This window comes from Gordonia sp. CPCC 206044 (assembly GCF_048537895.1).
GTDB lineage: Bacteria > Actinomycetota > Actinomycetes > Mycobacteriales > Mycobacteriaceae > Gordonia.
In genome coordinates this window covers 38,429-58,047 of record NZ_JBCLVL010000003.1, presented here as the reverse complement: position 1 = coordinate 58,047, position 19,619 = coordinate 38,429, and the positions used below count along the sequence as shown (strand labels likewise).

General features: G+C 66.7%; 20 protein-coding genes. 4 read left to right on the top strand and 16 right to left on the bottom strand.

What is annotated here, in order from left to right; genetic code table 11:
* Positions 1–13: 13 nt before the first annotated feature.
* Positions 14–940, top strand: coding sequence for an amidohydrolase family protein (locus AAFP35_RS05230; protein ID WP_419220506.1), 927 nt, complete (start codon positions 14–16; stop codon positions 938–940).
* A gap of 182 nt (positions 941–1,122) precedes the next feature.
* Here AAFP35_RS05230 and AAFP35_RS05225 read toward each other — a convergent pair whose 3' ends face one another.
* From AAFP35_RS05225 to AAFP35_RS05210, 4 genes are all read right to left on the bottom strand, one after another.
* Complete coding sequence (locus AAFP35_RS05225; RefSeq protein ID WP_419220505.1) at positions 1,123–1,872, bottom strand: amino acid ABC transporter ATP-binding protein; 750 nt, start codon at positions 1,870–1,872, stop codon at positions 1,123–1,125.
* Between the two features lie 3 nt (positions 1,873–1,875).
* Complete coding sequence (locus AAFP35_RS05220; protein WP_419220773.1) at positions 1,876–3,606, bottom strand: ABC transporter substrate-binding protein/permease; 1,731 nt, start codon at positions 3,604–3,606, stop codon at positions 1,876–1,878.
* 282 nt (positions 3,607–3,888) lie between these two features.
* Complete coding sequence (locus tag AAFP35_RS05215) at positions 3,889–4,161, bottom strand: DUF2277 domain-containing protein (protein ID WP_419220504.1); 273 nt, start codon at positions 4,159–4,161, stop codon at positions 3,889–3,891.
* A gap of 88 nt (positions 4,162–4,249) precedes the next feature.
* The gene (locus tag AAFP35_RS05210) at positions 4,250–5,218 is read right to left on the bottom strand and encodes an NADPH:quinone oxidoreductase family protein (protein WP_419220503.1); all 969 of its coding nucleotides are present in this window, start codon (positions 5,216–5,218) and stop codon (positions 4,250–4,252) included.
* A gap of 51 nt (positions 5,219–5,269) precedes the next feature.
* Here AAFP35_RS05210 and AAFP35_RS05205 point away from each other — a divergent pair, with 51 nt between their 5' ends.
* Positions 5,270–5,965: a class I SAM-dependent methyltransferase gene (locus tag AAFP35_RS05205; protein WP_419220502.1), complete on the top strand. Its 696-nt coding sequence runs from the start codon at positions 5,270–5,272 to the stop codon at positions 5,963–5,965.
* 79 nt (positions 5,966–6,044) lie between these two features.
* Here AAFP35_RS05205 and AAFP35_RS05200 read toward each other — a convergent pair whose 3' ends face one another.
* The 4 genes from AAFP35_RS05200 to AAFP35_RS05185 form a co-directional block, all read right to left on the bottom strand.
* Positions 6,045–7,004, bottom strand: coding sequence for a hypothetical protein (locus tag AAFP35_RS05200; RefSeq protein ID WP_419220501.1), 960 nt, complete (start codon positions 7,002–7,004; stop codon positions 6,045–6,047).
* 136 nt (positions 7,005–7,140) lie between these two features.
* Positions 7,141–7,896, bottom strand: a complete 756-nt coding sequence (locus AAFP35_RS05195) for an SDR family NAD(P)-dependent oxidoreductase (protein WP_419220500.1) — start codon at positions 7,894–7,896, stop codon at positions 7,141–7,143.
* The gene (locus AAFP35_RS05190) at positions 7,893–8,834 is read right to left on the bottom strand and encodes an alpha/beta hydrolase (RefSeq protein ID WP_419220499.1); all 942 of its coding nucleotides are present in this window, start codon (positions 8,832–8,834) and stop codon (positions 7,893–7,895) included. The genes AAFP35_RS05195 and AAFP35_RS05190 overlap by 4 nt, the downstream gene beginning before the upstream one ends.
* Complete coding sequence (locus AAFP35_RS05185) at positions 8,834–10,237, bottom strand: flavin-containing monooxygenase (RefSeq protein WP_419220498.1); 1,404 nt, start codon at positions 10,235–10,237, stop codon at positions 8,834–8,836. The genes AAFP35_RS05190 and AAFP35_RS05185 overlap by 1 nt, the downstream gene beginning before the upstream one ends.
* A 183-nt stretch (positions 10,238–10,420) precedes the next feature.
* Between AAFP35_RS05185 and AAFP35_RS05180 the strand changes: the two genes are divergently transcribed.
* On the top strand, positions 10,421–11,032 hold the full coding sequence (locus AAFP35_RS05180; protein ID WP_419220497.1) for a TetR/AcrR family transcriptional regulator: 612 nt from the start codon (positions 10,421–10,423) through the stop codon (positions 11,030–11,032).
* 180 nt (positions 11,033–11,212) lie between these two features.
* Here AAFP35_RS05180 and AAFP35_RS05175 read toward each other — a convergent pair whose 3' ends face one another.
* From AAFP35_RS05175 to AAFP35_RS05155, 5 genes are all read right to left on the bottom strand, one after another.
* Positions 11,213–12,070 (bottom strand): LLM class F420-dependent oxidoreductase, encoded by an 858-nt coding sequence (locus tag AAFP35_RS05175; RefSeq protein WP_419220496.1) that lies wholly within the window; start codon positions 12,068–12,070, stop codon positions 11,213–11,215.
* A gap of 87 nt (positions 12,071–12,157) precedes the next feature.
* Complete coding sequence (locus AAFP35_RS05170) at positions 12,158–13,195, bottom strand: prenyltransferase (protein WP_419220495.1); 1,038 nt, start codon at positions 13,193–13,195, stop codon at positions 12,158–12,160.
* Positions 13,192–13,932 (bottom strand): class I SAM-dependent methyltransferase, encoded by a 741-nt coding sequence (locus AAFP35_RS05165; RefSeq protein WP_419220494.1) that lies wholly within the window; start codon positions 13,930–13,932, stop codon positions 13,192–13,194. Before AAFP35_RS05165 ends, AAFP35_RS05170 begins: the two co-directional genes overlap by 4 nt.
* Positions 13,933–13,966: 34 nt before the next feature.
* Entirely contained in the window at positions 13,967–15,232 is a 1,266-nt protein-coding gene (locus tag AAFP35_RS05160; RefSeq protein WP_419220493.1) for a glycosyltransferase family 4 protein, read from the bottom strand.
* Positions 15,233–16,912: an FAD-dependent oxidoreductase gene (locus tag AAFP35_RS05155; RefSeq protein WP_419220492.1), complete on the bottom strand. Its 1,680-nt coding sequence runs from the start codon at positions 16,910–16,912 to the stop codon at positions 15,233–15,235.
* A gap of 169 nt (positions 16,913–17,081) precedes the next feature.
* Between AAFP35_RS05155 and AAFP35_RS05150 the strand changes: the two genes are divergently transcribed.
* A complete protein-coding gene (locus tag AAFP35_RS05150) occupies positions 17,082–17,909 on the top strand; it encodes an acyl-[acyl-carrier-protein] thioesterase (RefSeq protein WP_419220772.1) in 828 nt (275 codons plus the stop codon).
* Positions 17,910–17,973: 64 nt separating this feature from the next.
* On the opposite strand, the gene AAFP35_RS05145 is transcribed toward AAFP35_RS05150, so the two are convergent.
* The 3 genes from AAFP35_RS05145 to AAFP35_RS05135 are packed head-to-tail and all read right to left on the bottom strand — an operon-like array spanning position 17,974 to position 19,618.
* On the bottom strand, positions 17,974–18,522 hold the full coding sequence (locus AAFP35_RS05145) for a DUF3558 domain-containing protein (protein ID WP_419220491.1): 549 nt from the start codon (positions 18,520–18,522) through the stop codon (positions 17,974–17,976).
* Positions 18,519–19,412: a DUF3558 family protein gene (locus AAFP35_RS05140; protein ID WP_419220490.1), complete on the bottom strand. Its 894-nt coding sequence runs from the start codon at positions 19,410–19,412 to the stop codon at positions 18,519–18,521. Before AAFP35_RS05140 ends, AAFP35_RS05145 begins: the two co-directional genes overlap by 4 nt.
* An 11-nt stretch (positions 19,413–19,423) precedes the next feature.
* Positions 19,424–19,618: a hypothetical protein gene (locus AAFP35_RS05135; RefSeq protein WP_419220489.1), complete on the bottom strand. Its 195-nt coding sequence runs from the start codon at positions 19,616–19,618 to the stop codon at positions 19,424–19,426.
* Between the last annotated feature and the right edge of the window lies 1 nt (position 19,619).

Below are 19,619 nucleotides of genomic sequence, written 5' to 3'. Positions count from 1 at the left end.
TAGCGTCGGTGAGATGAACGACGACGTTCTGCCCGACACCACTCCTCTGCCGCGCCCGTTCAGCGCGGCAGAGTCCACCGCCGTCCGGGCGATCTGGGGCGAGCTCGGGCTCCCCGGTCTGGTGGACGTCCACACCCACTTCATGCCGAAACCGGTGATGGACAAGGTGTGGGCGTATTTCGACTCGGCCGGCCCCCTCGTGGGCCGCGAATGGCCGATCACCTACCGCGCCGACGAGGACGTGCGGGCCGCGACCTTGCAGGACTTCGGGGTCCGCGCCTACTCGTCCCTGGTCTACCCGCACAAGCCGGACATGGCCGAGTGGCTCAACGGGTGGGCAGCCGATTTCGCCGCCCACCATCCCGATTGTCTGCACACCGCCACGTTCTATCCGGAGGAGTCAGCGCCCGGCTACGTGTCGCGGGCCATCCAGCGTGGCGTCGCGGTGTTCAAGTGTCACATCCAGGTCGGTGATTTCTCCCCGATCGATTCACTTCTGGACGGGGTGTGGTCGCAGATCGCAGACAGTCAGGTGCCGGTCATCATCCACTGCGGCTCGGGTCCTGCGCCCGGTCGGCACACCGGTCCGGAGCCGATTCGAACTCTGCTGCACCGGTTTCCGTCATTGCCCTTGATCGTGGCCCACATGGGCACCCCCGAGTATCTCGACTTCCTCGACCTCGCCGAGCGCTACCCGAACGTCCGGCTCGACACCACGATGTCGTTCACCGACTTCTCCGAGGCAGACGCTCCGTATCCGAAAGACGCCCGAGCGCGACTGCAGGGAATCGGTGACAAGATCCTGTTCGGCAGCGACTTCCCCAACATCCCGTACTCCTACACTCATGCATTGGACGCCCTCGTGCGGTTGGACCTCGGCGACGAGTGGCTGGGCGGCGTGCTCTACCGCAACGCGGCCGGATTGTTCGGGATCGGTTAGGGTGTGTGTCCCAATTCCACTGCGAGGGATTGGTGGAATCGATTGTGCCCTGGCAAGGCGGAGGAGAGAGCGATAGCGGCGCTATCGTGATCGACGACAACGCAGCCAGGGTGCAATCGAGCCGCCAAGACCCGCAAAGGGAATTGGGAGACACACCCTGAACGGCACGTGGCCGACCGACCTCAGAGGACCTGGGAGAGGAATGCGCGCAAGCGTTCCGACGATGCGTCCTCGAAGAGCTGTTCCGGTTTGCCCGTCTCCACCACCGCACCGTGGTCCATGAACAGCACGTTGTCGGAAACGTTTCGGGCATAGCCCATCTCGTGGGTGACGACCACCATCGTCATCCCCTCCGCGGAGAGCTCCGCCATCAGCGCCAACACGCCCTTGACGAGTTCGGGGTCGAGCGCCGATGTCGCCTCGTCGAAGAACATGACCTGCGGTTCCATCGCCAGGGCTCGCGCGATCGCCACGCGTTGTTGTTGTCCGCCGGACAGGTTGCTCGGACGGACATCGGCCTTGTTCGTCAGCCCGACGATCTCCAGTTGCCGCATCGCGACGGCCTGCGCATCGTCACGGCTCAAACCCCGCAGCTTGCGGGGCCCCAGCGCGATGTTCTGCACGACGGTCTTGTGCGGGAACAGATTGAAGTGCTGGAAGACCATCCCGATGCGTCGGCGCAGCTCGTCGGGGTTGTCCTGCAGCACCGACCTCCCGTCGAGCAGGATGTCGCCCTCGTCGGGCTCGTGGAGCCGGTTGAGCACCCGCAGCAGCGTGGACTTACCGGACCCGGACGGGCCGATGACCGTCGTCGTGGTGCCTGCGTCCACCTGGATGTCGACGCCGCGCAACACATGATTCCTGCCGAACGACAGATGTAGGCCGGTGCCGGTCAGGGACACCGCGTCCCGGGCGGTGATGGTGTCGGACACGACTCATCCCTTCTCGACGGCGGTCGGGGGCAGCGGGTCGGCCTCGGCCTCGGCGGGGCGACCGGTCCGAAGGCGCGCATCGATGTAGTTGACCAGATGGGTCAGCGGGATGGTGAGCACCAGGTAGACGATGCCCGCGGCGACCAGTGGGGACAGGTTCCCAGTCTGCGCGTTGAGGTCGCGCCCCACCGCGAACAACTCACGCTGACTGGCCAGCAGCCCCAGGAAGTAGACGAGCGAGCTGTCCTTGATCAATGCGATGAACTGATTCATCAACGCGGGCAGAACCCGGCGCACGCCCTGGGGGATCACCACCAGTCGCATCGATTGCCGATAACTGAAGCCGATCGCGCGAGATGCCTCGAGTTGTCCGTCGTCGACACTCTGAATGCCGGAACGGAAGATCTCGCCGATGTAGGCGGCGGCCAGCAGAGCCAACGCGACCGCGCCGAGCCAGTACGGGTTGTTGCCGGTGAGACCCTTGACCACCGGCCCGACGCCGAGCCCGACGAGCAGGATCACCACCACCGCGGGCAGGCCGCGGAAGATGTCGGTGTAGATGCGCGCAGGCCACCGCAGCCACCGGGATCGGGAGATCCCGGCCACGGCGAGCAACATGCCGAGAATGGTGCCCAGCACGCCGGACACCAACGACAGGATCAACGTGTTGACCAGGCCGGTCTTGATGAGGTCGGGGAACGACTCCTTGTAGAGACCCCAGTCGAAGAAGGTGGAGCCGAGCTGTTCGAGGGTGCTCTTCGGCGCGGTGTCGGTCTCGTCGGACTCGTTCTTCTCGGCGTTCTCCCGGGCGACCGCGGCGAAGTCGGGCATCTCCGGTGCCGGCGCGGCCTTGCTGCCGGGCTTCCAGCCCTCCGGCAACTCCCGCGGCACCCAGTCTGTGTAGAGCTTCGAGTACGTGCCGTCGGCGATGACGGCGTCGAGACCCGAGTTGAGCGCCGCCACCAGGCGCGGTTTGCCCTTGCCGACCGCCCACGCGACGAAGTTGTTGACGCTGAAGGTGTTCTCCACGATCGCGGTACCGTCGCCGTCCTTGACGGCGCCTTCGGCCTGCTGCGACGGCGCCACCCACACATCGATCTGGCCGGTCTTCAGGTTGGCGTAGGCAGTTGCGTAGTCGGGGAACTTCACCGGGTCGAGGTGCAGGGTGTTGACGACGTAGTCGTCCTGGACGGTGCCCTGGACGACGCCGATGCGGGTGGACGAGTTCAGGTCGTCGAAACTGCGGATCGACCCGCTCTTGGGCGCGACGAGGGAGAAGTAGCCGAAGTCGTAGCCGTTGGTGAAGTCGACGGTCCGACGTCGTTCGTCGGTGGTGGTGATCGACGACGAGCCGACGTCGAAACGGTTGTTCGCCACCTGCGACAGCAGCCCGGCGAACTCGGTGCCTGCGAACGTGATGTCGAGACCGAGTTTGGTCGCGATCGCCTTGAGCAGCTCGTTGTCGAAACCGGTGAACACGCCCTGACCGTTGACACAGATGCTCGGTCCGGCGTCGGACAAGGTGCCGACCGAGATGGTTCCCGGGGTGATCAGCTCCAGAGACTCCGTGTCGATCTGGTCGACCGGCGTCGTCGTGGGTGTGGTGTAGCGGTCCTCCCCGCCGCGGTCGGCCGCAGCGAGGTTCACCGGCGCGGCCGACGCCGAGGCGATGCCGGGCGGGGAACAACTGTCGGCGGGCGCTGCGGACGCCGCGGGCGCCCCCACGATGCTCATGGCACCGACCAACGCCGCGACGACAACCAGGACGGCGCAACGGACTGCGCGGGGTGCGGTCACCTCTGCACAGTAGCGACGGTGCACATCGATTTCCCAAGACTTCGGCCCAGCGTGGCGGGAAATACGACGCCGACAGCCGCGTCCGAGGCAATGCCGCGCAGGTGTCGTCCGACGCCATCGCAGCAGCCCGGGATCCGATCGCGCACGGCGACCGCCTGGTCATCCGCGCACACGGGGGTTCACCTGCGTGAGCGCCCGGTCACCCGTGTTCCCGCAGGTTCAGGCCGAGCTACGCGCCATCCGCGCCCGCACCTCCGGGCGCCGCAGCGGCGGCACCGTCTTGGGTGGTTGCCGACGATCCGGCAGGGCGTCGAGCAGGGTGTGGGTGGCCTCGGTGACCTGCTGCACCGCCGACTCGAAGGCCTCGACGTTGGCCGCAGACGGGTGTCGGATCCCGCTCACCTTGCGGATGTACTGACGAGCGGCGGCCTCGATCTCCTCGTCGGTGGCGGCGGGTTCGAGCCCACGCAATTCGGTGATGTTGCGGCACATGTCGGCCTCCTCGTGGGTGCGTACACGCTCGGGTCCCGACCGTCGGACGGACACGACCCGGGGATCGCGCCGCCCCGAGGCCGCGACCTCAGTCGGCGATCTTGACGACTGCTTTACCCAGGATTCGCCCTTCGGCGAGATCGGTCAACGCCTTGGGCAGCTCCTCGAGCGAATAGGTCACGTTGACCTGCGGGCGCAGACCGTCCGCGATCATCTCGGCGAGCTCGTCGTGGAGCAGTTCGGGGACGCCCGGATGGGTGCGTACATACTCTCCCCAGGCAGCGCCGACGACCGCGATGTTGCGGAACAGCACCCGGTTGAGCTTGACCGACGGGATACCGCCCGCAGCGAACCCGACGACCACATAGCGGCCGTCCGGCGCGACCTGACGCAGGGCTTCGTCGAACACGTCACCGCCGGAGGGGTCGATCATGACGTCGACACCCTCGGGGGCGACCTCGCGCAACTTGGCACCCCAACCGTCCTCGAGTTGGACGACCTCGTCGGCACCGGCGCCGCGCAGCAACTCTTCGGCACCCTTGCGATGCACGATGGCGATCACCTTCGCGCCCATGGCCTTTGCCACCATGATCGACGCCGTTCCGACACCGCCTGCCGCGCCGAGGACACCCACGACCTCGCCCGGCGCCGTCTGCGCGCGGACCTTCAGCGCGAACAGCGCGGTCTGATAGTTGATGCCCATCGCGGCACCCTCGTCGAAGCCCAATCCCTCCGGGAGAGGAAGGAGCTGCTCCGGCGCCACCGCGATCTGTTCGGCGAACCCGCCGACGACCGACGCCACCAGCACCTTGTCGCCCGCCTGGAACGGCGAGCCCTCGGGAGCCTCACGCACCACGCCGGCCACCTCGGTGCCCGGGGTGAACGGCGTGGGCACCTTGAGCTGATACTTGCCCTGGCTCATCAGCAGGTCGGGGAAACAGATGCCACACGACTTGATGTCGACCAGAACCTGCCCGGCGGCGGCTTGCGGGTCCGGAACGTCGGTCAGTTCCAGTCCGGCGGGACCGGTCTCGGCGGTGAGCACTTGAGCTTTCATAGCGCTCACCCTACGCGTGACGCAGATCGCATCGGGGATAGGATCGGCGACATGACTGCATCCTCGGCACGGACGCCGAACGCGCCATCCCCGGATCGTCTCCGCGTGGCCGACGAAGCACCCGGATTCATGCCGGTCGATGAGGCGCTCACCCTGTTCGACATCGCCGGAGACTATCTGGCGCAACCTGATTCGACGCGGGTCGGCGTCGAGATCGGGACGTACTGCGGCAAGTCGACGGTCTTTCTGGGCGCGGCGGCCGAACCCCACGGTGCGACCATCGTGACGATCGATCACCATCGGGGGTCCGAAGAGCACCAGCCGGGCTGGGAGTACCACGACACCTCCCTCGTCGATCCGCACACCGGAACTCTCGACACGTCGGCGCGGTTCCGCCGCACCATGTACGACGCAGGCCTCGAGGACACGGTGATCGGGCTGCTGGCCACGTCGACGACGGCGGCCAAGGTGTGGGGCAAACCGGCCGATTTCGTCTTCATCGACGGTGGCCACAGCATGGAGGCCGCGCAGAACGACCTCGACAGTTGGGCACCGTGGGTCCGCATCGGTGGCGCGCTGCTCATCCACGACGTGTTCCCCAACCCCGAGGACGGCGGCCGACCTCCCTACGAGATCTACCGTCAGGCCCTGGCCACCGGCCAATTCACCGAGGTACGCGCCGAAGGTTCGCTGCGCGTCCTGCGCCGTGACTCCGGCGAGGTGGGCGCGGCGTTGCCGAAGCCGTAGTCGTTGTTCGTTCTTCCCCCTGGTTTGCGTTCCTCCCCCGACTGTTTGCAGGGGACGAACACAAACCAGGGGGAAGAACTCACGCGATGATGCCGGCTGTCGTCAGCACCGCGATCACCTTGGGGTGCAGGACCTTCGGACGCATGGTCTCCGACCACGTCCACCGGACCACCAGCGGACCCGTGGCACGGATCGCATCCTCTCTCAACTTCTCCTGATAGATCACGTCCTCGGGCAACCGGTCACCGAACGGACTGGACCGGTGATACTTGAATCGGCCGTCGAACTCGCCGACGACCCGGAGAACTCCGTCGGCATCACGCCAACCGAAGTCCGCACGCACCTTTCTGCGGCCGTTCATCTCGACACATATCTCGACCTGGCATTCGGGCATCGGGATGAGCGGGTGTTCGGCGAGGACGAGTCTGCTCACGCTCTCCCCGACGCTCTCCGACAATCCGTTCGCCAGCGGCACCGCCGTGCGCAGCAGCACCGACCCGTGGTGGCGTCGCAGTCGTAGCACTTGCTCGTCGAGTTCGTCCACGGTGACGCCAAGGTGCAGCCCCGAATCGAGGACGCAGACCGCTTGGTGGAGGGTGCCGGTCCGCGCCACGTCGCAGACGGTTCGCGCCAAGGAGGTGACCGGGATGTCGTCGATGATCACGACATCCGACTCCGAGAGCCGTGCCTGATGGATCACGCCCCTGGCGACGGTCTTGCCCGTCGTCGCGGAGGTGAAGTGCACCTTCGACAGGTCGGGTTCGAACATCGGGATGCGGTGCATGGCTGCACCGGACACATGACTGGCCACACGGCCCGGCCCACCGCTGCGCGCGGCCGCGATCACGGTGGCCCGATGGCGCTCCACCGTTTCGGCATGGTCGGCCAGACCGTCGGCAGCGGGCAGGTACGCGCCCTGCCAGACACGTTCGACGACGCCGGTCCGGACGTCACGGCGCAGGTCCGCGTCCGAGCGGCCCGCACCGATGACGTCGGCCCGGAAGAGCAGATGATCAGCACCGATCTCGATGTCGCCCACACTCGGTGATCTTGCCCTTGATCGAACACAGCGCACCGATTCCATCCACAGGCGCGACCAGCCACTCTTCTTCCGCCTGGTTTGTGTTCTTCCCCCGGATGCGTCCGGGGGAAGAACACAAACCAGGTGGAAGAACTCAGGTGAGCATGGCGCGGACCTTGGCGAGAACATCCGGGTAGCGCTGCAGGTGTGCGCCGCCGTTGACATCGAAGGCCGCTCCGGTGACCCACGCGGCCTTCGACGACGCGAGGAACGCCACCATGTCGGCGATCTCGTCGGGCTGTCCACCACGTCCGAGCGGGGTGTTCTCCACGTACTCGTCCAGCAGACCCGGCACGAGACCGAGTCCCGCCGTCAGCGGGGTGTCGACGACACCGGGCTGCACGGCGTTGACCCGGACCCCGCGCGGGGCCAATTCGAGTGCGGCCACCTCGACGAGCATGGTCACGCCCGCCTTCGACGCGCAGTAGGCACCCATCGCGGTACCCGGCTGACGAGCGTTGAGCGACGAGATCACCACGATCGACCCGCCGTCGACGATGCGTTGGCCGGCGTGCTTGAGCACCAGGAACGAGCCGGTCAGACACACGTCGATGGTGGTCTGCCAGTGTTCGAGAGCGAGTTCGGTGAGTGCGCCGGGCATGGTGAGCCCCGCGCAACTGACCACCACCTGCAGGTCGTCGAGGTCTGCGAAGCCATTGGCGACCGACTCCTCGTCGGTGACGTCCATGACGATCGCCTGTGTGGCGCCGCCGATCTCGTCGACAGCGACGCGGGCAGCCTCACCGTTCACGTCGGCAATGGTGACGGCGTAGCCCTCGGCCGAGAGCGCACGGGCACTCGCCAACCCGATGCCGGACGCGCCGCCGACGACGACCGCGCTCCCGGTCATCGAGGATCCGCCGCGACGGCCCGCTCCCGGTCCCCGGTGAGATGCCGGGTGAGGAACGAGAGCTGGTGGGCGACCGCCGGTTCGAACCAGTCGCTGCCGGCGAAGATGTCGAAATGATCGCACGGGTAGTGGCGGACCTCGGCGCGCGCGGCGAAAGCGGCCTTGGCCGCGGGATGCGGTGGCGCGGCCCGATCGAAGTCGGCGATCTGGACGAGTGCGGGCACGGTGATGTCGGCGGCGTGTTTGTCGGCACGCATGCGGCCGATCTCCAGCCCCACCGACGCATCGACCTCGTTACGCCACGACGGACCCGCCACCGCGGTGTAGCTCTCCAGGTAGCCCGGCGAGGTGAGAGCGGCCCGCTCCCCCGGGCGTCCGACCACGGGCATCATCGTCGGCCCGCGCCCCATGCGCGCCCCGACCGCGCTGCCGATGCCGCTCAGTGTCGACGACACGATGCCTGCCGCGCCGACCTCGGCGTAGGCGAGTCTGCCTGCCGCAGGACCGTTCACCAGCGGCACCGCGGCGATCACAGCGCAGACGTCGTCGCGTTCGGCGGCGACGATCATCGCGAACCCGGCCGACATGGACACTCCCCAGACGACGACCCGGTTCGGGTCCACCCCGGGCTGACGGCCCGCCGCGGTGATCGCGGCGCGGTAGTCGTCGAGCTGACCCGACAGCGAGATACGTTGTCGCGGTTCACCGTCGGAGAGCCCGAACCCGCGGTAGTCGAAGGCGAGCACGGCCAGCCCGGCGTCGGCGAATCGTTGCGCGAACGGTTCGAGGCCGGAGTCCTTGGTACCGGCGAATCCGTGCGCCATCACCACCACCGGACGTCCGGACGGTCCGTCGAAGCCGGAGATGTCGGGACCGGGGAAGAACCATGCCGCACAGGAGGTTCCGTGCGATTCGAAGGTGATCGTCTGGTAGGTCATCATGCCTCCTGGGCCGATTGCGGAGCTGCCGACGCCACCGCGGGCTCGGTCTCGCCGACCCTCGACCAGGTCGGCGGCCCGAAACGCTGGGCACGCACCGCACCGTCGGGGATCTCCTTGGTGCGCATGTTGTGTTCGTAGAGGTAATGATCGAGCTGCTGGGTGTGGCGCGGACGGTCCAGCATGTGTCCGGTGTAGAACTGCTGGTCGTCGACGATCACCTGATGCATCTCGGATTCCGACGGCAGCCGGTAGCGGCCCACCGCGTAGGCACCGATGAGTCGTGCCTGACATTCGACGAACGGGAACAACGTCGGGGTGGCCTGGGCGAACCCGTGGAACACCAGATCGTCGACACCCGGGTGGAACATCCGTTTGTAGAGGTCGATCCGGTTGTCCGGGGCGCTGATGAACTCGGGGTCGAAGAACGGGAAGGTGATGTTGTAACCCGTTGCGTAGATGATGATGTCGAAGTCGTCGCAGGTGCCGTCCTCGAAGTGGACCGTCGATCCGTCGAGGCGACTGATGTTGGGCTTGGGGATGACGTCGCCCGATCCCAGGCGCAACGGCAGTTCCACGGATTGTGTCGGATGCGCCTCGAAGAACTTGTGATTCGGGGTCGGGAGGCCGAAGTCCTCCGGACGGCCAGCGGTCATCGGCTGCATGATCTGCACGAACTTGCGTTGCCACGCAAAGGGGATGTGCGGCGACGTCCGGTAGTACTTGTCGGCCGGTTTCCCCGCGAAGTACTTGGGCACGATCCACGCGCCCGATCGGGTGGACAGGGTCAGCTTGTTGTCGAGGGCCTTGGACGAGAGTTCGACCGCGATGTCGGCTGCGCTGTTGCCCAGACCCACCACCAGGATTCGCTTGCCGGAGAAGTCATGCGGCGTCTTCGGGTCGATGTAGTGATGCGCGTGCATCTCGACGCCGTCGAACCGGCCGGGGAAGTCCGGGAAGCGCGGATCCCAGTGATGTCCGTTGGCCACGACCAACAGATCGAATCGACGCACCTCACCATGCTGCGTCTCCAGTTCCCAACCGCCACCGTCGAGGCGGCGTGCATGGGTCACGGCGTTGGTGAACTCGATGTTGTCGAGCAGGTCGAACGCCTCGGCATAGGAGTCGAGATACGACTTGATCTGGGTGTGGTGAGGGAAATCCGGGTACTCCGGCGGCATCGGAAAGTCCCGGAACGACAGCTGGTGTTTGGACGTGTCGATGTGCAGCGACCGGTAGGCGCTGCTGTGACCGTTGGGATTCCCGAACGCCCAGTTGCCGCCGATGCGGTCGGACGACTCGAAACAGGTGTACGGGACTCCGTAATCGGTCAGCATCTTGCCCGCGGTGAGCCCGCTGATGCCTGCGCCGATGATCGCGGTCCGCGGTAGGTAAGCGCTCATGGGATCCTCACCCGTGTGGCCCGCCGGTGCACTCCCGTGGCGAGCGAGTAGACAGATTGTTCATTCTGTCTACCGCATTTCGACCCCGGGGTAAACCCTCGATCCGCCCCGACGAGGTGCTCCACCACGCTGGCGGGCCATCGCATTCGGCGACGTGTTCCGCCGATTTGTTAGGTTGGCAGCGTGACCGAGGCATCGACGACACCGCAGGTGGCCCCCACGGCTGCCTCGCGATTGCTCGATGCCACCGAGAAGCTGCTCGCCGACAAGGGCATTCGCGCGACGACGATGCAGGAGGTCGCCGAGACCGCCGGTCTGTCTCGGGCGTGGTTGTATCGGCACTTCCCCGACAAACCGAGCCTCATCGGAGCGGCGATCGTCCGGCTGAACGAGACCTTCTGGTCCGACGCCCAGGCGCAACTCGACCAGATCGAGGATTTCGACCGGCAACTCGCGGTCGGCGTCCGAATCGGGCGTGGCGCTTACGACGACCCCGGCGCGCTGTTGATCCGGTTGCGTACCACCGAGCCCGAGGAGTTCGCCGCATGTGCCGGAGCGGGAGTGGCCGGCCTCGTGCCCGATCTCGCGACGTTCTGGCGCCCCTACGTCGACGCCGCCGCCGCACGCGGTGAGATCCACCCCGGACACGACCTCGCCGAGGTCGCGGAATGGGTTGCGCGCCTGTTGATCAGCCTGGGTACCGTGCCCGGTGACACGGTGAATCCCGACGACCACGATGCCGTGCTCACCCAGATCCGTCGCTACCTGATGCCTGCGCTGCGAACCGAACCTTAACGACCCCCGGTTCGTCGTGGCCGACCGGCGCCTCACTCGCACCGAACAGCACGGCTCCCTCTATCGACCTCAGCGGACGCCGAGGACATGACGTGAACCCACCACCGTCGCCGACGAACCGCGAACGAGCCTCACGAAGGGGCCCTTCGTGAGGCTCGCCGGGCACCGAGCAGTGGCGACTCAGGCGGGAGCCGGGGCGAGATCGAGCTTGCCCGCCAGCTTGGCGAGGTAGCCACGCGCCTTGTCGACGTCGTCGTCGGGCAGACCGTAGAGCACCTGGGTCACCCCGATCTCACGCCACTTCGCGAGCTTTTCGGGCACCGGCCGGAAGTCGAGGACGACGATCTGCGGGTCGCCCTCGCGTCCCGCGTCCGACCAGATGGTCTTCAGCAGGCTCACCGATCCCTCGATGTCCTCCTCACCCGGCGTGGTGATCCAGCCGTCCGCACTGCGGCTGATCCACTTGAAGTTCTTCTCGTTGCCCGCTGCGCCGACGAGGGTCGGGATGTGCGACTGGGGCGGCTTCGGCCACGCCCAGCTCGGACCGAAATCGACGAACTCGCCGTGGTATTCGGCCTCTTCGTCGGTCCACAGCGCGCGCATCGCCTCGAGGTACTCGCGCAGCATGGTGCGCCGCCGCTTCGGCGGGACGTTGTGATCGCTGAGTTCGTCGAGGTTCCAACCGAATCCGACGCCCAGGGTGAGTCGGCCACCGGAGATGTGGTCGAGGGTCGCGAGGGTCTTCGCGAGGGTGATCGGATCGGACTGCACCGGCAGTGCCACCGCGGTGGCCAAACGAATCCGCTCCGTCACGGCCGCGGCGGCGGCCAGCGACGTCCACGGATCGAGCGTTCGCATGTAGCGATCGTCGGGCAACGACGAGTCACCTGTCCCGGGGTGTGCGGCGTCGCGGCGAGTCGGGATGTGTCCGTGCTCGGGAACGAAGTACGACGCGAAACCGGCCTCCTCGATCAGCGGGGCCAACACGTGTGGCTTGAGCCCACGGTCGCTGGTGAACTGCACGATTCCGAATTCCATGAATCCTCCACTGCTGATTCCGGCCGGGGGCACGGCCACCCGGACCGTCCGACTCTGGACGGATGACTGGACACCAGTCTAGGTGATTCAGGCCCCGGCGACCAGGGTCTGACGCACATCCCGGAAGATTCCGTTGCCCGCACTGGTGCGGCTGACGGCATCGGCCGCGAGAACAACCGCGGCCGAGGTCCAACAGCTCTTCTCCACAGGCCAACGTTTTCCGTCGGCGTAGACGAGCCCGGTCCAATACGACCCGTCCGGGTCGCGCAGATGCTGGATCGATGCGATGAGCGTGACCGCGTCGTCGGTGTCACCGAGAGCGTCGAGGGCCAGGGCGAGTTCGCAGGTCTCGGCGCCGGTCACCCACGGCCGGTGGTCGACGCATCGGATCCCTTTGCCTGCGACGACGAACTCGTCCCAGCGTCGGGCGATGTGCTCCTGACCGGCTCGACCGCGCACCGCGCCACCCAGGATCGGGTAGTACCAGTCCATCGAGTGATCCGACGGCGGCTCGAAGATCTCCGGCCGGTCCCGGATCGCGTCACCGAGCGCCGTGTGCGCGCGGTCCCAGTCGTGGTCGGGTTGCCCGACCACCTCGGCGATCCGCACCGCACAGTCCAGGGCCTGAAAGATGCTGGCATTACCGGTGATCTGAGCCTGATCGAACATCGCACCGGTGCGATGATCTGCGCCCCAACGAAATGCGCCGTCCGGCCGTCGGAATCGCATCACCAGATTCATCGCCGACCACACCGTGGGCCACATCCGCTCCAGGAAGCGGTCGTCGCCGGTGATCAGGTAGTGGTGCCAGACCCCGACGGCGATGTACGCGCAGAAGTTGCTGTCCACGTTGGCGTCTTCGACATGCCCGACGACGGTGCGGATCGGCCACGAACCGTCGTCACGTTGATGCCGGCGCGACCAGTCGTAGGCGGCCTCCGCCTCGGCGGTCCGCCCGGTCACCGTCAGTGCCATGGCGGACTCGACGTGATCCCACGGATCGGTCTGCCCACCGGGAAACCACGGCAGGGCTCCCGAATCCTCTTGCATGGCAGCGATCGCCGCGCCGGTCGCATCGATCTGCGCAGCGGTGAGCACCCCGACGATCGCCGGAAGTCGCGTCACAAGGACTCGGCGGGAGCCGAGGAATCGGCAGGCTTACGCAGATAGAGCGCCACCGACTTGCCGATGAACGGATTGAGGACCTGCTCGCCGACCCGGGTGAGCCACGGCTTGCTCATCATGTCCCAGACCAGGAGCTGGTGGTAACCCTTGACCAGCAGGTTGTCGTTGTTCTCGGTTCCCACAGCACATTTCAGCCACCAGTACGGTGCGTGCAGCGCGTGCGCGTGGTCGGTGCCGGTCACCTCCAGGCCGGCGCGGCCCAGTTTGCCGGCCAGCTCGGACGCCTTGTAGATACGGACGTGACCGCCCTCGACCTCGTGGTACTCGTCAGAGAGCGCCCAGCAGACTTTCTCCGGCCAGTACCGAGGGACGGTGACCGCCGCCAGCCCGCCCGGCTTGAGAATCCTGGCCATCTCCGCGATGGCGGCCTCGTCGCCGGGGATGTGCTCGAGGATCTCCGACATCAACACCACGTCGAAGCTGTTGTCGGCGTAGGGAAGACGAAGGGCGTCACCGACCTCGGCGCGTGCCTTGGCCTCGGAGGGGACATCCCCCTGCGCCATCATCGCGTCGAACATCTCGGCCACATCGGCCATGTCCTGTTCGGACTGGTCGAAGGCGATGACGTCGGCACCCCGACGGAACATCTCGAACGAGTGCCTGCCCTGCCCCGCCCCGATGTCGATCGCCTTGGTCTGCGGACCCACCCCCAGGCGGTCGAAATCCACTGTCAGCACGCGTTTCCCCTTCGTCGGATCTACTGTTGATCGATCATCCGGCGGCGACGGTGGGCTCACTGCCCACCCGCTGCAACACCGTTTCGTAGTGCGCGGCCGTCTTGGCCGCCACGGCCGCCCAGCTGTAGCGGTCCTCCACGCGGCGACGTCCGCCCTCCCCGAGGCGACCACGCAGCTCGGCGTCGTCGAGCAGCGTGCCGATCGACTGGGCCAGCCGTTCGGAATCGCGTGGCGGCACCAGCAGTGCCGCCTCCTCGTCGGTGCCGACGACCTCCGGGATGGCCCCCGCGCGGGTGGCCACCAGCGGCGTGCCACAACTCATCGCCTCTACCGCGGGCAGCGAGAAACCTTCGTACAGCGAAGGGACACAAGCCACCTCGGCCGAGGCCAACAGATCGGCCATCTCCTCGTCGGCCAGCCCGGAGACCACTCGCACCCGGTCAGCGATGGCGAGGTCTTCGATCATCCGCGCCGACGGACCGTTCGGGTCGAGTTTGGAGACGAGCACCAGCTCGACGTCGCGCTCGGCACTGAGCTTGGCGACCGCTTCGAGCAGATAGGAGACGCCCTTGAGCGGAGCGTCGGCACTCGCGACACACACCACTCGTCCGGCGACCCGCTCGGCGGACGGACGGAAGACCTCGGTGTCGACGCCGAGAGGGATGGTGGTGATCCGACCGGACGGGATGTCGAAGGCCTTGCGGATGTCGACTTCGCTGCTCCGGGACACCGTGAGAAGCTCCGGGATTCGCCGCGAGACACGACCCTGCATGCGCAGGAACGAATGCCACCGCCACGCGGTGATCTTGCGCCATCCCTTGGCCGCCTTGACCGCGAGGGTGCGGTCACGGGTGATCGGATGGTGGATCGTCGCGATGAGGGGGAACCCGGCCTTCTGGATGTCCAGCAGACCGTAGCCGAGGCACTGGTTGTCGTGCACGATGTCGAAATCGGCACGCCGCTTCTTGAGAAGCCGCGCCACCCGCAGGCTGAAGGTCAGTGGCTCGCCGAAGCTCGCGGTCCACATCGCGCCCACCTCGAGCAGGTCGATCCAATCGCGGTACTCCCCCGGGCGCGGCGTCCGGAACGGCTCCGGCTCGTCGTACAGCCCGAGGCTGGGCACCTTGGTGAGCTTCACGCCGGCATCGATCGCAACCTGGTCGAGGTCCGGATACGGCTGGCCCGAGAAGATCTCGACGTCGTGGCCGAGGAGTGCGAGTTCGCGGCTCAGATGGCGCACGTAGACGCCCTGACCACCACAATGCGGTTTGCTGCGGTACGACAGCAATGCGACGCGCATCTACTGCACCGATTCCATGCCGGCGGCCGCTTCGAACTCGGTGAGCGAGGTGATCTTCACCCGGCGGCGCCCGGCCTCTTTACCTGCACCCTTCTCGGCTGCGTCGATGGCCTTCCAACCGTCGAGGTCGATACGCCGCGCGCCCCTCGTGGAGACGATGTCCGCGACGTCGTCACGCGACGTGGTCGGCGCCGAGAGTGCCTCGGCGACAAAGTCCTTCAGCACCGCCTCGGCTGTCTGCTGGCCACACATGCGATTCATTCCGATCCCCCCGGTCGCTCCCCGCTTGATCCAGCCGGTGACGTAGAGCCCCGACACCACATCACCGTCGGCGGTTGCCTGGACACGTCCCTCCGTGTTCGGCACGACGCCCTTGGACTCGTCGAACGGCAGATCGAGTACCGGCACACCGCGGTAGCCGATGGCACGCAGGACCAGTCCGGTCTCGATCTCGAAGCGTTCCTCGGTCGGTGTGACCGCCACCCGCGCACCGCCTTCGGCGTACACGTTGCGGACACAGACCAGTCGCTCGACCTGACCGTCGCCGGTCAGCTCCAGCGGCGACACCAGATACCGGAACACGATGCGCCGGTTGCCCTCGGTGGTGCTGCGCTCGGAGAACTCGCGGGCCAGCCGGATCTTGGTGGCGACCGTCGAGTCGAGTGTGTCGTCGTCGAGCGCTGCCTGGGTCTGCGGATCGAGGACGAGCTCGTCGGGATCGACGACCACGTCCACGCCCTCGACGTCGCCGAGCGCCAGGAACTCGCTGTTGGTGTACGCGGCCTGCGCGACGCCGCGACGTGCCAGCAACACCACCTCGGTGACATTCGATTCGCGCAGCTTGGCGAGCGCGTGATCGGCGATGTCGGTCTTGGCCAGATCGTCCGGATCGGTGACCAGGATGCGCGCGACGTCGAGTGCGACGTTGCCGTTGCCGACGACGACCGCCCGCTCACCCGAGAGGTCGACGTCGAAGCCCGCGTAGTCGGGGTGCCCGTTGTACCAGGCGACGAACTCGGTGGCCGGAATCGAACCCGCGAGATCCTCCCCCTCGATACCCAGCCGCTTGTCGGTGGCCGCGCCGACGGCGTAGATCACCGCGTGATACCGCTCGGCGAGTTCGTCGTGCGAAATGTGCTTGCCCACCTCGACATTGAGGAAGTACTGGAAGTTCCGCTTGGCCGCGGTGGCCGCGAACGTCTTCTCCACACCCTTGGTCGCGGCATGGTCGGGGGCGACACCGGCACGCACCAGCCCGTACGGGGTGGGCAGCCGATCGAACATGTCGACCTTCACCTGCGGCTTGCGCACCAGGTCCTCGGCGGCGTAGAAGGCGGCCGGGCCGGCGCCCACGATGGCGACGTGCAGCTCACCGTCACCCAGCTGTGGCGCCTTCTTGGGCGGCACCAGGCCACCCTCGACGTCGTGGTCTTTGTAGTAGTCGGCGTTGATCTGCAGATAGGGCTCGTCACGCGCCTCGAGCTGATCGTCGGGCAGGATCGCCTCGACGGGACATTCGTCGATGCACGCGCCGCAGTCGATACACGTCTCCGGATCGATGAACAGCATCTCCGCGGTGAAGAACTCCGGCTCGTCGGGAGTCGGGTGAATACAGTTCACCGGACAGACGCTGACACAACTGGCATCGTTGCAACATGGTCTGGTGATCACATGCGCCATCTGCGGTTTCCTCGTAATCCAACACGTGGAACGTGTTCTAGTTTTGCCGTCATCTGTATCTTAACTGCAAAGATACCGGTGACCGAAAGCAGGGACCTGAGTGAACCCCTCACCAAGCACCACTGAGACACCAAAAACCACTGGGACACCAAGAACCACTGGGACGCCGATCGGGCCACTGCCCGACCGCAAGGACGGCGCCCGATTCTTCGAGATCGGCTACCGGGTACGCACCGGTGATGTCGATCAACAGATGCGGGTTCGTCTCGACGCCGTCGCACGCTATCTGCAGGACGTGGCCAACGACAACATCGAGGCCACCGAATACGGTGACACCGACCCGTTCTGGATCGTCCGCCGAACCGTCATCGACGTGATCCGACCCATCTCGTGGCCGGCCGGTGTCACCGCACAGCGCTGGTGTGGCGCGCTGTCCACCCGCTGGACGAACATGCGGGTGCGGCTGACCGCCGACCACGAGGTCAACAGGTTCAACACCGACGCCCGCGACCCCGGTCTGATCGAGACCGAGGCGTTCTGGATCAACGTCAACGACCAGGGCATGCCGTCGCGGATCACCGACAGCATGCTGGAGATGCTCTCGGAGATGACCGACGAACACCGCCTGCGGTGGAAGTCGATGAACCCGGACAAGGCACCCGACCCCGCCGACGTCGAGCTGCCGGACCGGGTGCATGTGCTGCGCAGCACCGACTTCGACCCGTTCAAGCACCTCAACAATGCCGCCTACCTCGAAGCGGTGGAGGACGAGCTCGTCGACCACGCCGATCTCGTCGACGTCCCGCACCGGGCGGTGATCGAATACCTGCGTCCGATCGTGCCGGGGGTGCCGATCACGCTGCGTCGGGTGCGTGAGGACGATCGGCTGCTGATGTGGATGCTGATCCCGGGACCCGACGACGAGCTCGTCGTCGCGGCCACGGTGTCGGTGTCGGTGCTGCCGCCGGAGGCGCTCGGCCAGGTCACGTCGGCGTGACCGCGGGCGGCCGGGATGATCGCTGACCGAATCATCACTGACCGAATGATCGCTGACCGAATGATCACTGACCGCCGCTGAGCAGCAGCTCCATCAGCTTGGTCGGTGCCGCGCACGGGTCGCCGGGCACGGCGTTGCTCGCGGGTTCCACCCACCAGGTGTAGACACCGCGGCTGGGGGCCCGCGCGGTGACGCCGCAGACCGCGGGTCGCTTGGGATCGCGTTGGGTGAACGCCGCCTGGCTTGCGATCTTGACGTTCTCGGTCTCGTACCCGAGCCGCTTGGCGGTGTCCTTCTCCACGTTCGGGTTACCCCACTCGAACCAGTTGAAGGTGACGTTGGTCAGGGTGGACCCCTCGACCAGCCATCGGCAGATGGCCCCGTTGAAGGTGCCGCGGGCCACGGTTCCGCCCACGACCTCGGCGATCTGCGCCGACGACAGCACCTCGCATTCGAGGAGCAGCTTGTCGAACTGGTCGGTGTCGACGTGACCTTCCTGTTCGTTGTCGGCGGCCCCGACGGACACGGCCTGACCGTCCACCGTGCGCGAACATGCCGACACGGCGCCCACCACCAGCAGGAGGGCGGCCACCACCGCCAGCACGCGCCTCATGAGGACCGCTCGATCGACATGCCCGCGAGCTCACGGGTGGCGTCACAGATGCGTTCGGTGGCCGGCGGGGGGTCGTCGAGGGACGTCTGGACTCCGGCACTCACCGACCATTCGAAGAAGTCCGCGCCGAACGCGATGCCGATCTCACAGATGCCGGAGTCGGAGGCGATGAATCCCTTGTGGCCGTCGATCTCGATGTCTTTGGTCGATTGCCGCGACAGTTGCTCGGTCGCGCGTTCTCGCCCGATGGGTGAGCCGCGGTACCAGTTGAAGGAGGCGACCGGCCCGGTGCGGTCGGAGCTGCTGCCCCACTCGCAGACCGACGCGTTGTTGACCGTGTTGCTCAGACCGGAGAACGAGGTGATGCGGGTGACCTCCTCGGTGGTGACACCGCCGCACGCGCCGAAGAACGGGCCGTCGCCCGCCTTGGCGGGTGCGGCCGGGGTGTTCGGGGTGGCCGGATCATCGGAGTCGTCGGAGCAGCCGGCCAGGGCGATCGCCATCAGCGCCACCATCGCGACGAGGAACCCACCGCGCATGCGCAACCGGTCCAGCTCACGGCGGTCACGTTTGGTCGGCCGCCCGGCGCCCGGATCGCGGCGCGGGATACTTGCGAGCACCTCGCGCGGCGGTGGAGGCGGACTGTGGTCGATGTAGCATTCGGCGGCCGCCGGAGCGGACACCCGTTTGCTGATCAGCTTGGTCACCTCGACGACGCGTTCGTGGCCGTGCAGGCGCACACGCACCTCGTCACCGACGACGACGGGTTGGGCCGGCTTGGCGGTCACGCCGTTGACTCGGACATGGCCGCCACGACAGGCCGCACCGGCAGCGGACCGGGTCTTGGTCAGCCGGATCGCCCAGATCCAGCTGTCGACACGGGTGGTCATCGGGCGCGGGACTACTTCTGCCTGGTGATGAAGTAGTAGCCGGCCCCTCCCGCCACCAGACCGATGATCAGTGCCGGCCAGAAGCCCATCACCAACCACAGCACGGCGAACACGATCAATCCCGGCGACACCGCGGCGAGAGTCATGCCGGGATGTTCACGGACCACCTCGGTGACCGCTTTGCGCTTGGCCGGATCTACCGCCATG

Excerpts from the sequence above, each read along its gene's own strand:
- AAFP35_RS05185 (WP_419220498.1), bottom strand. The coding sequence starts at position 10,237 with ATGAGCGCTTACCTACCGCGGACCGCGATCATCGGCGCAGGCATCAGC.
- AAFP35_RS05190 (WP_419220499.1), bottom strand. The coding sequence starts at position 8,834 with ATGACCTACCAGACGATCACCTTCGAATCGCACGGAACCTCCTGTGCG.
- AAFP35_RS05145 (WP_419220491.1), bottom strand. The coding sequence starts at position 18,522 with ATGAGGCGCGTGCTGGCGGTGGTGGCCGCCCTCCTGCTGGTGGTGGGC.
- AAFP35_RS05220 (WP_419220773.1), bottom strand. The coding sequence starts at position 3,606 with ATGAGCATCGTGGGGGCGCCCGCGGCGTCCGCAGCGCCCGCCGACAGT.
- AAFP35_RS05205 (WP_419220502.1), top strand. The coding sequence starts at position 5,270 with ATGACTGCATCCTCGGCACGGACGCCGAACGCGCCATCCCCGGATCGT.
- AAFP35_RS05135 (WP_419220489.1), bottom strand. The coding sequence starts at position 19,618 with ATGGCGGTAGATCCGGCCAAGCGCAAAGCGGTCACCGAGGTGGTCCGT.
- AAFP35_RS05230 (WP_419220506.1), top strand. The coding sequence starts at position 14 with ATGAACGACGACGTTCTGCCCGACACCACTCCTCTGCCGCGCCCGTTC.
- AAFP35_RS05160 (WP_419220493.1), bottom strand. The coding sequence starts at position 15,232 with ATGCGCGTCGCATTGCTGTCGTACCGCAGCAAACCGCATTGTGGTGGT.
- AAFP35_RS05155 (WP_419220492.1), bottom strand. The coding sequence starts at position 16,912 with ATGGCGCATGTGATCACCAGACCATGTTGCAACGATGCCAGTTGTGTC.
- AAFP35_RS05195 (WP_419220500.1), bottom strand. The coding sequence starts at position 7,896 with ATGACCGGGAGCGCGGTCGTCGTCGGCGGCGCGTCCGGCATCGGGTTG.
- AAFP35_RS05140 (WP_419220490.1), bottom strand. The coding sequence starts at position 19,412 with ATGACCACCCGTGTCGACAGCTGGATCTGGGCGATCCGGCTGACCAAG.
- AAFP35_RS05210 (WP_419220503.1), bottom strand. The coding sequence starts at position 5,218 with ATGAAAGCTCAAGTGCTCACCGCCGAGACCGGTCCCGCCGGACTGGAA.
- AAFP35_RS05215 (WP_419220504.1), bottom strand. The coding sequence starts at position 4,161 with ATGTGCCGCAACATCACCGAATTGCGTGGGCTCGAACCCGCCGCCACC.
- AAFP35_RS05175 (WP_419220496.1), bottom strand. The coding sequence starts at position 12,070 with ATGGAATTCGGAATCGTGCAGTTCACCAGCGACCGTGGGCTCAAGCCA.